Here is a 13476-nt window from a genome sequence, read left to right on the forward strand (position 1 = left end):
GGCAGCTTTGTCGCCTCTCCTCGTCCTGCCACTTGTGAGATTGGCGAAGGCGGCTGAGTGCGCAATCTCCCCCCTTGAGGGGGAGATGGCCGGCAGGCCAGAGAGGGGTGGGCTCGGCCATTGCCAGGTATTTCCTTCGATCAACACCTGTCGTAGTGTCGGGTAGCGCGACATGCATACGCGTCATCCGGCCGATCCCCGCGTCACTGCCGGCATCGTCGCGCTCGCCGCCATCGCGCTGCTGATCGGCGGTGCATTCGCCGGGCTCGTCGTCGAAGCCACACGCGACCTGTCCGGCGCCGCCTCCGCTTTCGATTCCTATCTCTTGCGCGTCGTCCGTTTCACGCTCTGGCAGGCTCTGCTGTCGACCCTGCTCTCCGTCGCACCGGCGCTGTTCGTCGCGCGTGCCCTGTCGCGGCATCCGCGTTTTTTCGGGCGAGGCTTCATCCTCCAGCTTTTCGCCGTGCCGCTGGCGCTGCCGGCCATTGTTGCCGCACTCGGTGTCTTGGCACTCTATGGCCGCGCCGGGTATTTCGCCGGCACGCTCGGCGCGATTGGCGGCCAGAGCTGGCCCGGCATCTATGGCCTGTCGGGCATACTCGTCGCCCATGTCTTCTTCAACCTGCCGCTGGCGACGCGGCTGTTCCTGGAGGCGTTGCAGACCGTGCCGGCCGACCAATGGCGGCTGGCGAGCCAGCTTGGCATGGGTGCTGCGCCGGCCTTCCGGCTGATCGAATGGCCGCCGCTGCGTGCGGCCTTGCCGGGCGTTGCCGGGCTCGTTTTCATGCTGTGCATCACCTCCTTCACCATCGTGCTTACGCTCGGCGGCGGACCCAGCGCGACGACGCTGGAGGTTGCCATCTACCAGGCGCTGCGTTTCGACTTCGACCCGGCGCGGGCTGTGACGCTGACCCTGCTGCAGATTGCCCTGACCTTCGTCGTCGTGCTGGCCTTGACGCGGCTCGGCGCCAATATGGTAGGGGATGCCAATCTGCCGGTGGCGCCGCGCCGGTATTTTTCAGCCGGTGCGGCCGAGACCGTGCTGAACGCATTGGCGATCGGGCTGGCACTGCTGTTTGTCGCCGGGCCGATGGCGGCCACGTTGGCAGCCGGGCTTGGCGCCGATCTCGGCCGCCTGGCCGGCGAGAGCGCGGTGCGGCAAGCGACGGCGACCAGTGCCGTGCTCTCCCTCCTATCGGCGCTGCTCTCTGTGGCGTTGTCGCTGTCGCTGGTCATGGCGCGCCGGGCGCTGGCGCTCACCCGGCGGCAGGGCCGGCGGACACTGCTCGAACATCTGGCCGACACCGGTGCGGGGTTCGTCCTGGTGGTGCCGCCTATCGTCATCGGCGCCGGCTGGTTCCTGCTCTTGCGCACCGTCAGCGATGTCTTTGCGATCGCCCCTGTCATGGTCGTTGCGGTCAATGCGGTGATGGCGATGCCGTTCGCCATCCGCGCCATCCGCCCTGCCTATGACGCGTCGAGCGAACGCCACGAACGGCTCTGCGCACAGCTTGGTATCTCGGGCTGGAACCGGTTGCGGCTGGTCGACTGGCCGTCGCTGCGGCGGCCGCTCGCCACCGGCTTCGCTTTCGCCATGGCGCTGTCGCTTGGCGATCTCGGCGTCATTGCGCTGTTCGGCAGCGATTCCGTGCAGACCTTGCCCTATCTGCTGCTGGCGCGCATGGGCAGTTACCGCACTGAGGATGCCGCCGGCCTGGCGCTGCTGCTCGGCCTTGTCTGCCTGGCGCTGGTGTTGGCCGCGGACTGGCTGGGAAGGGGCGAGAAATCATGATGCCGACCAGCCCGGAACGGTCCATTTCGGTGGAAAAAGGCGCGGCCGTACGACTCGATAATGTCTCGTTCAGCTATGGTGAAACGCCGCTTGTATTCGATGTCGATTTCCCGGCGTCGGAAATCACCGCCATCATGGGGCCGAGCGGTTCGGGAAAGTCGACGCTGCTCAATCTGGTGGCCGGTTTCGAGACGCCGCGGTCGGGCCGCGTGCTGATCGGCGGCGCCGACGTCAGCACTGCGCCGCCATCAGCGCGGCCGGTATCGATGGTGTTCCAGGAAAACAACCTGTTTGCCCATCTTTCCCTCGAGCAGAATGTCGGGCTCGGCCGCTCGCCTTCGCTCAGGCTGAGCGAGGCTGACCGCGCCGCAATCGCCGCAGCGCTGAAGCGCGTCGGCCTTGCCGGCAAGGAAAGCCGGCTGCCGCGCGAACTCTCCGGCGGCGAGCGGCAGCGCGTCGCGCTCGCCCGGGTCCTGGTGCGCGACCGGCCGGTATTGTTGCTCGACGAGCCGTTCGCTTCGCTCGGACCGGCACTGCGCGACGACATGCTCGACCTGGTGGCCGACGTCCATTCGGAGCAGCGCATGACGGTGCTATTCGTCACGCACCAGCCGGAAGATGCGCGCCGTATCGGCCAAAACATGGTTTTCCTGGATGGTGGCACAGTTGCCGCGACGGGCACCGCCGCTGATTTTTTCGTCGGGGCTGGACCGGAGGCATTCCGACGCTATATCGGCTCGGGTCCGTTTGCGGCTGGATCACGAGATGTTGCCCGGAAGCGGACATAATTTATGGTCAAACCGGCAGAAGGCGAAGCGGCGCTTGCTTGCCATGGTCGAGGTAGTGTGGCTAGGTCCGCCAGGAGCTGGTCCGGCTTAGACCGTGATTTGCCCTTGCTGCCTCGTATCTGTCGGACGCACGAAGGACGCCTTAGCACTTGATTTTGCGCGTGATGCTTTCCGGAAATCGCGCCCGATTTTCGCGGTCACGTCCCAGGACTTGAAAGGAAGCCGATCTGCCGACCGGCATCGACAATCGGAGGGTGAAACCGCTGGCGCGCTTTCTGGCGCTGGCCGGTCTTGCCGTGGCGCTGGCAAGCTGCCAGATGTTCACGCCTCCCGACGTGCAGGAATCGGGCTTCCAGCCCTCAGACAAGCCGATCACGGTCGACAATGTCGCCGCCAACAGCAAGCTCGCCCAACTGGCGAAGGCGCAGCACCCGCGCATCCTTGCCACCTATGGCGGTGAGTATTCCGACCCCAAGCTCGAGCGCATGGTGGCCAAGGTCGTCGGCAGACTGACCGTGGTGTCGGCCAACCCGACCCAGACCTACCGCATCACCATCCTCAACTCGCCCAACGTCAATGCCTTCGCGCTGCCGGGCGGCTATCTCTACATCACCCGCGGCCTGCTGGCATTGGCCAACGATTCGGCCGAGCTTGCCGCCGTCATTGCGCATGAGATGGGCCACGTTACGGCCAATCATGGTCTGCAGCGCCAGCAGCTGGAAGCGGAAGAGGGGTTGGCGACCAAGGTCGTTTCGGATGTGCTCGGCGACAACCCGACGGCCAAGGCGGCGCTGGTCCGCGGCAAGCTTAGGCTGGCGCAGTTCTCGCGCAATCAGGAGCTGGAGGCCGATGCCATCGGCATCAAGTCGATCGGCGAGGCCGGTTTCGATCCCTACGCCGCCGGCCGCTTCTTGCAGTCGATGTCGGCCTATACCGATTTCCGTTCCATCAGCGGCGCCACCGACGCCAGCCTCGACTTCCTGGCGACGCACCCCAACACGCCGCAGCGTATCGATCTCGCGCAGCGCCACGCCCGCCAGTTCGGCGCGCCCGGTGTCGGGTCGCGCGACCGCGATTCATTCCTTGCTGGCATAGACGGGCTGCTTTACGGCGACACGCCGGAGGAAGGCTATGTGCGCGGCGAAACCTTCCTGCATCCTGGCCTCGGCGTGTCGTTCTCGGTGCCCAACGGCTTCATCATCGACAATTCGGCGGCGGCGGTGACGGCGACAGGCCCGGGCGACATCGCAATCCGCTTCGACGGCGTCTCGATCGACAAGGACCGCTCGCTGACCGACTACATCCGCAGCGGCTGGGTTGCCGGCCTCGACGAGAGCAGCGTGCGCCAGGAGACGATCAACGGCAACGAAGCGGCAACCGCGCATGCCGGTGCCGATGGCTGGCAATTTGACATTGCGGTGATCCGCGCCGGCGGCCAGGTCTACCGCTTGCTGACCGCGGCGCCTTCGGCCAGCACCTCGCTGAGCACGGTGGCGCGCTCGGTCAGCGGCTCGTTCCGCATCCTGAGTGCTGCCGAGAAGGCGGCGTTGAAGCCGCTGCGTATCCGCATCGTCACGGTGCAGCCCGGCCAGACCATGGGCTCCCTGGCCGCACAGATGGTCGGCGTCGACCGCAAGCTGGATCTGTTCAGGGTGCTCAACGCGCTGTCGCCGGGTGCCGCGGTTTCGGCCGGCGACAAGGTCAAGATCGTCACCGACAAATAGCAGCTGACGCGATTCAGGCTGCGAGAAATTCCGGATTCTGCTTTACCAGCGCCGCCTTGAGTTTTTCCATGGCGCGCGCCTCGATCTGGCGGACACGTTCCTTGGAGATGCCGAGCGTTTCGCCGAGTGCTTCGAGCGTCGCGCCCTCGTCGCTCAGCCGGCGCTCCTCGATAATCCTGAGTTCTCGCGCATTGAGCGCGCCGAGTGCCGTCTTCAGCCAAACCGAGCGGCGCTCGACGTCGATCGTATCGCCAACGACCTCGTCGGGCAGCGGATCATCCGAAACCAGGAACTCCATCCGCTCGGTTGCGCCCGCATCGTCGGCAAGCGGCGTGTTGAGCGAGCTGTCCGGCGCCGAAAGCCGGGAATCCATCATCGCCACATCGGCCTCGGAAACGCCGAGAGCCGCCGACACTTCGCGGTAGAGCGTGGCATTCGACGTCTGCTCGGCGCCGTTTGCCAGGCGGGCGCGCAGGCGCCGCAGGTTGAAGAACAGCGCCTTTTGCGCCGAGCTGGTGCCGCCGCGCACGATCGACCAGTTGCGCAGGATATAGTCCTGCATCGAGGCGCGGATCCACCAGGTCGCATAGGTCGAGAACCGCACCTCGCGCTCGGGCTCGAAACGGGCCGCTGCCTCCAGCAGCCCGACATGGCCTTCCTGGATCAGGTCGCCCAGGGGAAGGCCGTAGTGGCGAAACCGCGACGCCATGGAAATGACCAGCCGCATATGCGCGACGGTGATGCGGTGCAGCGCGTGCTGGTCATTGTTTTCCTTCCAGCGCAGCGCCAGGAGATGCTCTTCGTCACGTTCCAGATAAGGGGCTTTCATCGCCGCGCGAACCATGGTCCGTCCTGCACTGTCTTGCATCATGCCGCGCTCCTGCTTCAGGCGTTGCGGTGCGATCGAATCGTGAGTTGGCGCCGATGGTTGAAATGGCGGCACCGCGCCCTACAACAGCCAAGAACGTGCCATGCGGGGGAATGTTCCCCCGGACTGTCATGTCGATTGCGCTGTTCCAGGCGATTCACCACCGGCCTTGACTCAGCCGGATGGCGCCGGGAGATGCTGGTTGAGAATGGGATTTCAAGGGCGCGAGATTTTTGAAATTTAGTTTCTTATTCTGGCATCGCGCATCTGTCATTTTCCGGCACTCGCAATGACGCCGGACATCGGCCAAGGACGGGATCACAGAAAAATGAAATGGCTCAAATCGCTCATTGTCGCCGGAACGCTGCAGCTTCTGGCCATCGCCGCAAGTCATGCCGGTGCCAATCTCGACCAGATCAAGCAATCCGGCGTCTTCAAGGTCGGCACGGAAGGAACCTATGCGCCCTTCACCTATCATGATGCTTCCGGCGCGCTGGTCGGCTTCGACGTCGAGATCGCGCGGGCCATTGCTGAGCGCCTCGGCGTCAAGGCCCAGTTCCTCGAAGGCAAATGGGACGGGCTGATCGCCGGTCTCGACGCCAACCGCTACGATGCCGTTATCAACGAGGTCGGCATCACCGCGGCGCGCAAGGCCAAATATGACTTTTCCGATCCCTACATCGCCTCCAAGGCGGTGTTGATCGTGCGCGGCGACAACACCGATATCAAGAGCTTCGCCGACCTCAAGGGCAAGAAGGCGGCGCAGTCGCTGACTTCGAACTTCGGCAAGCTGGCTGAAACCAACGGCGCCGAACTCGTCGGCACCGACGGCTTCGACCAGTCGATCCAGCTGCTTCTTACCGGCCGCGCCGACGCCACCATCAACGACAGCCTGTCCTTCCTCGATTTCAAGAAGCACAAGCCAGACGCCAATGTGAAGATTGCCGCCCAGGAGGAAAACGCCGACTATTCCGGCGTCATCGTGCGCAAGGGCGATCCGGAACTGGTGGCCGCCATCAATAAGGCGCTGGCCGACATCAAGGCCGACGGCACCTACAAGAAAATCGCCGACACCTATTTCGGCCAGGACGTTTCGAAGTAAAACGGCTTCTCGTGTGGGCCGAATGCCGGCCCGCGTCGTTCGTATCGCGGCGAGCTGTCTTTGACGGCCCGCCGCTTTCGCGTGATATGAGCAACGGCAATCTGGCAAGGAGGAGCCTTCGTGCCGCACTGGCTGCAATTGATGCTGGAATCCCTGCCTACGTTGCTGTGGGCTGCACTGATCTTCACCGTGCCGTTGACGCTGCTGTCGTTTGCATTCGGTCTTGTCCTCGGCCTGGTCGTGGCGCTTGTCCGGCTGTTCGGTCCCAAACCGCTGGTCGCCGTGGTCCGCTTCTACGTCTGGATATTCCGCGGCACGCCGCTTCTCGTGCAACTGTTCCTTATCTTCTACGGCCTGCCATCGATCGGCATCCTGCTCGACGCCTTTCCGGCAGCACTGATCGGCTTCACCTTGAACATCGGTGCCTATTCGTCGGAAATCATCCGCGCCGTTATCGGTTCGGTGCCCAAGGGCCAGTGGGAAGCGGCCTATTCGATCGGCATGACCTGGGCCCAGGCAATGCGGCGCACCATTCTTCCACAGGCGGGGCGCGTCGCGGTGCCGCCGCTGTCCAACACCTTCATCTCGCTGGTCAAGGACACTTCGCTCGCCGCCGCCATCACCGTGCCGGAAATGTTCCAGGCAGCGCAGCGCATCGTCGCCACCACCTATGAGCCGCTGATCCTCTATGTCGAGGCGGCGGCCCTCTATCTGATCATGAGCTCCGTGCTGTCGGCCTTGCAGGCGCGGCTGGAAAAGCGGCTCAACCGTTATGGCGGCTTCCTGGAGGCGCGCGCATGATCGGCCTCACCAACATCGAAAAGCGCTTCGGCGACAATCTCGTGCTGAAGGGCGTGACCGTCACCATCGAGGAAGGCAGCGTGACGGCGCTCGTCGGGCCATCGGGCGGCGGGAAAAGCACGCTTTTGCGCTGTATCAACCTGCTCGAGCTACCGACGTCAGGCACGGTGCGGATCGGCGACGATGCACTCGAATTCCACCCCGGCGGCAGGGTCTCGACCAGGGATATCCAGCGGCTGCGGCTGCAGACCGGCATGGTGTTCCAGAATTTTCAGTTGTTTCCGCATCGCACCGCGATCGAGAACATCATGGAGGGGCTGGTGACGGTGCTGAAATGGCCCAAGGAAAGGGCGCGCGAACGGGCGCTCGCCCTGCTCGAAAAGGTCGGCATGGCGCACAAGGCCGATGCCTGGCCGGCAACGCTGTCAGGTGGCCAGCAGCAGCGCGTGGCGATTGCCCGGGCGCTGGCGCCTTCGCCGAAAGTCCTGCTCTGCGACGAGCCGACCTCGGCGCTCGATCCGGAACTGGCGCAGGAGGTGGTCGATGTGCTCGGCAAGCTCGCCAGCGAGGGCACGACCATGGTGATGGCGACGCATGATCTGCGGCTCGCCTCGAAGATCGCGCGGGAAGTGGTGTTCCTCGATGCCGGCAACATCGTCGAACAAGGCCCGGCCGCGGTGCTGTTCAGCAACCCGGAACGCCAGCGGACCAAGCGGTTTATCGCGACGCTGAAGCACGAGGCGGAAAGGGAGGGCGGTGGCGAGCGCTAGAATGGCCATCGCCAGTCAGCCAAAACAAAAAACCCGGCGCGAGGCCGGGTTTTTCTGAATTCGAAAGCAAAAAGCTCAAGCAGCCTCTTCCTGCTCGGCTTCCTCGTTGTCGGCCTTGGCGCCGCGCTTCGGACCCTTGTTGAGGTTCACCTCGATGAGGCGCACCGCTTCGGTCTCCGACATGCGGTTGACGGCCGCGATCTCGCGGGCCATGCGGTCAAGCGCCGCCTCGTAGAGCTGGCGTTCGGAATAGGACTGCTCCGGCTGGTTGTCGGCGCGGTAAAGGTCGCGCACAACTTCCGAGATCGAGATCAGATCGCCGGAGTTGATCTTGGCATCATATTCCTGGGCGCGGCGCGACCACATGGTGCGCTTGACGCGGGCGCGGCCCTGCACGACCTTCAGCGCGCGCTCGACATAATCCTCTTCCGACAGCTTGCGCATGCCGATCGAGGTCGCCTTGGCGACCGGCACCTTGAGGCGCATCTTATCCTTCTGGAAGTCGATGACGAACAGCTCCAGCTTGTGGCCCGCGACTTCCTGCTCATCGATCGAGACGATCTGGCCGACACCATGCGCCGGATAGACGATGTACTCGCCGGTCTTGAAACCGTGGCGCGCTGCGGTGGACTTCTTCTGCGGGGTGATCGTTGCCATTACGCCCTGAACTCCTTGTTGTGGTACCGGCATCGTGCCGGCCCGAACTCGTGCGACCGGGGTGACCGGTCCTTAGCCACACAACGATGAACTCACCGGAAAGGCCAGGACCGGCAAATCGCAACATTGCGACCGCCTGCCCCAGATCGCTCTGGTCCGGATTGAGAAATTCACCTTTCAGTGATTTGGGGCGTTTGCGCCATAAATCGACGTTGTGTCACCGGCATGTTTGGTTCGTGTAACACAAAAAGTCGGAAGAATCAAGGTTTTGCTGCACGCGCGAAGGCCACGCGCCGTCGCCGCCTGTCAAGGCAGTTAATGTATCACGTCTGTTACGCGACGTCAGGCCGCCGCAGCCGGCAGGCTCGTCAATCGCCTTCACCGGGCTCCGGGGAGAAATATTTCTCGAATTTGCCAGTTTCGCCATCGAAGTCTTTAGCGTCGGCCGGCGGCTCCTTCTTGGCGGTGATGTTGGGCCATTTCTCGGCATATTCGGTGTTGATCTGCAGCCATTTGTCGAGGCCCGACTCGGTGTCGGGCTTGATCGCGTCGGCCGGGCATTCCGGTTCGCAGACGCCGCAATCGATGCACTCGTCCGGGTGGATGACGAGCATGTTCTCACCTTCGTAGAAGCAGTCGACCGGACAGACCTCGATGCAGTCCATGTATTTGCATTTTATGCAATTGTCGGTCACGACATAGGTCATTGGTCGGCTCCGGGACGTCCCATTTTGTTGGGCTTTTTTGGTGAGGTAACGCCTTTGTCCGCTGGTGGCAAGGGCGGCCCTTACCAGCGGTGCCGCGGTTTTCCGGAATGGAATTCCAGCGGGCCGGCAAAGCGGAAGTTCGACCTTGCTCAATCGTCGCCGAGCAGGTGGTCGGTCTGGCGGCGTTCTTTCTTCGTCGGGCGACCGCTGCCGGCCTCGCGCAACGGCGGCACCGCATCGGGAAGCGCCTCGCCCTTGGGTGCGGGGGGCGGCGACATGTCCTCGTAGAGCAGGCGGGCTTCTTCGGCCGGGCCACGCCGTACGCCGGTGCCAAGGACTTTCCAAACGAAGATCCGCCGCTCCAGCGTGATGGTCAAAACATCGCCCGGCCGGACCATATCGGAGGCATGCGCTGCTTTGTCGCGATTGATGCGGACGCGTCCGGCGACAACCAGCTTGGCTGCCAGCGTGCGCGATTTTACCGCGCGCGAGAAGAACAGCCACTTGTCGATGCGCTGGCGGGCATCAGTGACCATCGGACGAGCAGCTTACTTCTTCAGCTGGTCGCGCAACGCGGCGAGCTTGGCGAAGGGCGAGTCCGGATCGAAGCGGACCGGGCGTTCCTCACGCGGCTTTGGCTGGAAGGCGGGCTTTGCGCCTTGGGCGCCGCCTTTGCCGTCCTGCCGGCCAGCCTTCCAGTCGGGCCGGTTTTCGCGCCGGTCTGGGCGTTCGCCTTGCGGCTTGCCGGCGCGCTGCTCTCCAGCCTCGCCTTGCAGTTTAGGCTTGAACTTGCTGCGGTCGAAGCGCGGCTTGCCGGCGCCGTCGCGCTGGTCGTGCCGCCCCTGACGGGCGGGCCGGTCGCCCGGCGTCGGTTGCCCGCCGGCATCCACCGGCGCATCGCTGCGGCCGTCCGGCGCAGCTTGACCATTGCGCGCGCGACTGTCCCGATGATTGTCCCGGGGGCGGTTGTCATGCTGGCGATGACGCGGGCGCTGGTCGAAACGACCCTGCCGCCACAACAGGATAGGTTTTGGCTCCTCCGCCTCTGGGGCAGCTTCGCCGGCGACGGCTCCTGCCGTCGCTGCAGGTTCGGCCGGCGATGCTTCCGTAGTGTCGGAAACCGGCGGCTCTGCCGGTGCCGCAGCTTCAGTTTCCGCCCCAAGTTCCGCCCTTGGCTCGGCCGCTGGTTCCGCAGGTGCTTCAGCAATCGCCTCGGCGGCGGGCTGGGTCTCTTGCGTGACTTCTGCCGCAGCTTCAGGGGCTGGAGCTTCCGGCTGGTCTTCCGTTTCGGTCACGGCTTCGGCCGCAGCCTCCGCAACTGGGGCCGCATCCGACACGGGCTCGGAAACCTCCGCCGGCGGCTCTGCCGCGGCAGCTGCTTCCGCCATCCTCGCCTGCTCGGCTTGCGTTGCCTCTTCCGCCGCCTGCTTTGCAGCGGCAGCTTCACGCGCGGCATTGTCCTGTGCTTCGAGCCGCGCCTTGACCTCGGCCGCCGGTTTGGCATCGGCGCGATAGCCGAGTCCCTTCAGGATTTCTTCCATGTCGTCGGCGGTGGCGCCGAGGATCGACATCATCGGCGGCGTCACCACGAAGGACTGGCCGTCATAGGCGCCGTCGGGGCGAGGCCCAAGGCCCGGCTTCCAGTTGGTCGCCGGCCGGATCAGGTCGGCCAGCCGCTCGAGAATATCGACGCGTACAGCACGCCGGCCCAGATTGCGGTAGCCCGCCAGCTTGTAGAAGGTCTTGTCGAAGGTCGGATCGATGACCACCGAGGTGCGGCCGGAGGCCAGTGCGTGAACGACATCGCCGAAGCCAGGTTTGTCCTTGCCGTCGTTTCTCAGCGCCCACAGCAGCGTTATCAACCCGGCCGGCGCCGGCTTGATCAGCGCCGGCACGAAGACATGGTAGGCGCCGAAGCGCACGCCGAGACGGCGAAGCGCCGCGCGGCCTTCCTGGTCGAGGGATTTCATCTCGTCGGCGATGTCGCGACGGTTGATGAGGCCGAAATGCTCGACGAGCTGGAAAGCGATGCCGCGGCCGATGCCAGTGATCTGCTCGGCGTTCTTGAGGTCGACCAGCGGCTTCAGCAGGAATTCGATCTGAAAGTTGACGAAGCGCTCGGCGCGCGCCGCAACCTTGTCGCGGGCCGGGCCGGTGAGTTGCTCGTCGGCGAGCAGAACGAGACGCGGCTTCAAAGCGTCTTCGCCGGCAACCAGTGTGCCGATCGGGGCGCCGATCCAGCGCAGCGTGCCATCCGAACCCAGCGCGATGTCGCCATTGGCAGAGGCGCCGAAGCGCTCGGCCCGCGCCTCGAACTCGGCGGCAAGCGCTTTCTGCGCCGCCGCCCGCACCGCCTTGGCGTCCTCGCCGCCGGCGCTCTGGTCGGCGGTGAAGCGGAAACCCTGCAACTCGCCGACATGGTGGCCTTCGACGAGGACGGTTCCGGTTGGGCTGATTTCGGCTTCAGGCATCGTGTTTTCTCTAAGGCGCCGCATGAGGACGGAAGTCCTGCGGTCTACAAAACGTTTCGTCAACCGCTCATGCAGCGCATCCGACAATCTGTCTTCGATTTCGCGCGTCTTTTCCTGCCAGTGTGCCCGATCGGCCAGCCAGCCGGGCCGGTTGGAAACGAAGGTCCATGTGCGGATCTGGGCAATCCTGTGCGACAGCGTGTCGATGTCGCCTTCGGTGGTGTCGGCACGGCGCACCTGCTCGGCCATGTAGTTCTCGTCGACATGGCCTTGCCTGGCAAGGTCCATGTAGATGGAGGCGATCAAGTCGGCGTGCTGGGCCGGCGCGATTTTCCTGTAGTCGGGCAGCGCGCAGGCTTCCCACAGCAGCGCCACGCGTCCGGCATCGGTGGTGAGTGCCCGGACGTCCTCGTCGCGCGACAGATGCTCGAGCGCCTGCGCGTCTACTGCCGGCAGTGCGCGCGTCAGGCCTTCGACCGGGGCGTTGGTCTCAATCGAGCGCTTCAGCGCATCGAGGTTGGCGAAATCGAAATGCGCGGTACGCCACTGCAGCACCTTCACCGGATCGAAATCATGCGCCTCGATGTTCTTGACCAGTTCCTCATCCAGCGGATCGACCTGGCCGGTGACGCCAAAGGTGCCGTCGCGCAAATGCCGGCCGGCACGGCCGGCAATCTGGCCGAGCTCGGCCGCCGTCAGGTTGCGGTACTGGTAGCCGTCGAATTTACGGTTCTGGGCGAAGGCGACATGGTCGAGGTCGAGGTTGAGGCCCATGCCGATGGCGTCGGTGGCGACGAGATAGTCGACGTCGCCCGACTGGAACAGCGCCACCTGGGCGTTACGGGTGCGCGGGCTGAGTGCGCCGAGCACGACGGCGGCACCGCCCTGCTGGCGGCGGATCAGCTCGGCGATGGCATAGACCTCGTCGGCCGAGAAAGCGACGATCGCGGTGCGCCGCGGCAGGCGGGTCAGCTTCTTCGAGCCGGCATAGGCAAGATGCGATAGGCGTGGCCGGGTCACCACCGACACGCCCCGCAGCAGGCGCTGCAGGATGCCGTGCATGGTGGCCGCACCCAGCAGCAGCGTCTCCTGGCGGCCGCGCAGATGCAGGATGCGATCGGTGAAGATGTGGCCGCGTTCGAGATCGCCGGCGAGCTGGACCTCGTCGATGGCAACGAAGGCGGCGTCGGTCTCGCGCGGCATCGCTTCCACGGTGCAGACCGAGTATTTCGCGCCCGCCGGCTGGATCTTTTCCTCGCCGGTGATGAGCGCAACCTTATGGGCGCCGACCTTCTCGCAGACGCGCGTATAGACCTCGCGGGCAAGCAGCCTGAGCGGCAGGCCAATGACGCCGCTTTCATGCGCCACCATGCGTTCGATGGCGAGATGGGTCTTGCCGGTGTTGGTCGGGCCGAGCACGGCCGTCACGTCTCGACCCGACAGGATCAGCGGTTCAGTGTGTTTCGGATGGATGTTCATCGGCCTGGAAATAAGGCTCTCTGCCTCGCATTGTCGGGAGCGCGCCCATATTGGCCGCGTATGACAGGCGACACATAGGGATTTCGGGCGCGAAGCGAAAGCGGAATGTGCCGAGGGCAGGCCGATTGGTCGCTTCAAGCCAGAAAATCTGTTCCCGATTAACAGTTGGAACGAGTCTGGAACGAATCAGCGACGAATCACTGACTGGCGCTGATTCAGGGTTTGTTCACGGCTACATCTGGGCTTTCTGCCAGCGAGTCTCACCACATGCTGAATCACAGAAACTGGCCCGATTCATGCAAGCGGCATCCAAGCGA

11 protein-coding genes are annotated in these 13476 nt (G+C 64.4%); 6 read left to right on the plus strand and 5 right to left on the minus strand.

The features are described from left to right. Nucleotides 1-172: 172 nt before the first annotated feature. The 3 genes from thiP (at nt 173) to NKJ40_RS08650 (ending at nt 4304) form a co-directional block, all read left to right on the plus strand. A complete protein-coding gene (gene thiP, locus NKJ40_RS08640; protein WP_352465719.1) occupies nt 173-1792 on the plus strand; it encodes a thiamine/thiamine pyrophosphate ABC transporter permease in 1620 nt (539 codons plus the stop codon). After that, nucleotides 1789-2580: a thiamine ABC transporter ATP-binding protein gene (gene thiQ / locus NKJ40_RS08645; protein WP_352465720.1), complete on the plus strand. Its 792-nt coding sequence runs from the start codon at nt 1789-1791 to the stop codon at nt 2578-2580. Before thiP ends, thiQ begins: the two co-directional genes overlap by 4 nt. Nucleotides 2581-2834: 254 nt before the next feature. After that, nucleotides 2835-4304, plus strand: coding sequence for a M48 family metalloprotease (locus NKJ40_RS08650; RefSeq protein WP_352465721.1), 1470 nt, complete (start codon nt 2835-2837; stop codon nt 4302-4304). A gap of 13 nt (nt 4305-4317) precedes the next feature. Here NKJ40_RS08650 and NKJ40_RS08655 read toward each other — a convergent pair whose 3' ends face one another. Beyond that, the gene (locus NKJ40_RS08655; RefSeq protein ID WP_031194549.1) at nt 4318-5175 is read right to left on the minus strand and encodes an RNA polymerase factor sigma-32; all 858 of its coding nucleotides are present in this window, start codon (nt 5173-5175) and stop codon (nt 4318-4320) included. 325 nt (nt 5176-5500) lie between these two features. On the opposite strand from NKJ40_RS08655, the gene NKJ40_RS08660 reads away from it, so the two are divergent. The 3 genes from NKJ40_RS08660 (at nt 5501) to NKJ40_RS08670 (ending at nt 7845) form a co-directional block, all read left to right on the plus strand. Then, a complete protein-coding gene (locus NKJ40_RS08660) occupies nt 5501-6274 on the plus strand; it encodes an amino acid ABC transporter substrate-binding protein (RefSeq protein WP_352465722.1) in 774 nt (257 codons plus the stop codon). Nucleotides 6275-6394: 120 nt separating this feature from the next. Then, nucleotides 6395-7075: an ABC transporter permease subunit gene (locus tag NKJ40_RS08665; protein WP_292664797.1), complete on the plus strand. Its 681-nt coding sequence runs from the start codon at nt 6395-6397 to the stop codon at nt 7073-7075. After that, the gene (locus NKJ40_RS08670) at nt 7072-7845 is read left to right on the plus strand and encodes an amino acid ABC transporter ATP-binding protein (protein ID WP_292664798.1); all 774 of its coding nucleotides are present in this window, start codon (nt 7072-7074) and stop codon (nt 7843-7845) included. The genes NKJ40_RS08665 and NKJ40_RS08670 overlap by 4 nt, the downstream gene beginning before the upstream one ends. Before the next feature lie 75 nt (nt 7846-7920). Here the strand turns inward: NKJ40_RS08670 and NKJ40_RS08675 are convergent, their stop codons facing one another. The 4 genes from NKJ40_RS08675 to NKJ40_RS08690 form a co-directional block, all read right to left on the minus strand. Beyond that, complete coding sequence (locus tag NKJ40_RS08675; protein ID WP_006327799.1) at nt 7921-8502, minus strand: CarD family transcriptional regulator; 582 nt, start codon at nt 8500-8502, stop codon at nt 7921-7923. A gap of 368 nt (nt 8503-8870) precedes the next feature. After that, nucleotides 8871-9209, minus strand: coding sequence for a ferredoxin FdxA (fdxA, locus tag NKJ40_RS08680; RefSeq protein ID WP_352465723.1), 339 nt, complete (start codon nt 9207-9209; stop codon nt 8871-8873). Nucleotides 9210-9358: 149 nt separating this feature from the next. After that, nucleotides 9359-9745 carry an RNA-binding S4 domain-containing protein gene (locus NKJ40_RS08685; RefSeq protein ID WP_352465724.1) on the minus strand — a complete coding sequence of 129 codons (387 nt, stop codon included), beginning with the start codon at nt 9743-9745 and terminating at the stop codon, nt 9359-9361. A 12-nt stretch (nt 9746-9757) separates the two neighbouring features. After that, on the minus strand, nt 9758-13159 hold the full coding sequence (locus NKJ40_RS08690) for a helicase-related protein (protein ID WP_352465725.1): 3402 nt from the start codon (nt 13157-13159) through the stop codon (nt 9758-9760). Nucleotides 13160-13476: the final 317 nt, after the last annotated feature.

This window comes from Mesorhizobium sp. M0119, from assembly GCF_040322615.1.
Lineage (GTDB): Bacteria > Pseudomonadota > Alphaproteobacteria > Rhizobiales > Rhizobiaceae > Mesorhizobium.

Excerpts from the sequence above, each read along its gene's own strand:
- NKJ40_RS08660 (WP_352465722.1), top strand. The coding sequence starts at position 5,501 with ATGAAATGGCTCAAATCGCTCATTGTCGCCGGAACGCTGCAGCTTCTG.
- fdxA (WP_352465723.1), bottom strand. The coding sequence starts at position 9,209 with ATGACCTATGTCGTGACCGACAATTGCATAAAATGCAAATACATGGAC.
- NKJ40_RS08655 (WP_031194549.1), bottom strand. The coding sequence starts at position 5,175 with ATGATGCAAGACAGTGCAGGACGGACCATGGTTCGCGCGGCGATGAAA.
- thiQ (WP_352465720.1), top strand. The coding sequence starts at position 1,789 with ATGATGCCGACCAGCCCGGAACGGTCCATTTCGGTGGAAAAAGGCGCG.
- NKJ40_RS08690 (WP_352465725.1), bottom strand. The coding sequence starts at position 13,159 with ATGAACATCCATCCGAAACACACTGAACCGCTGATCCTGTCGGGTCGA.
- NKJ40_RS08670 (WP_292664798.1), top strand. The coding sequence starts at position 7,072 with ATGATCGGCCTCACCAACATCGAAAAGCGCTTCGGCGACAATCTCGTG.
- NKJ40_RS08685 (WP_352465724.1), bottom strand. The coding sequence starts at position 9,745 with ATGGTCACTGATGCCCGCCAGCGCATCGACAAGTGGCTGTTCTTCTCG.
- thiP (WP_352465719.1), top strand. The coding sequence starts at position 173 with ATGCATACGCGTCATCCGGCCGATCCCCGCGTCACTGCCGGCATCGTC.
- NKJ40_RS08675 (WP_006327799.1), bottom strand. The coding sequence starts at position 8,502 with ATGGCAACGATCACCCCGCAGAAGAAGTCCACCGCAGCGCGCCACGGT.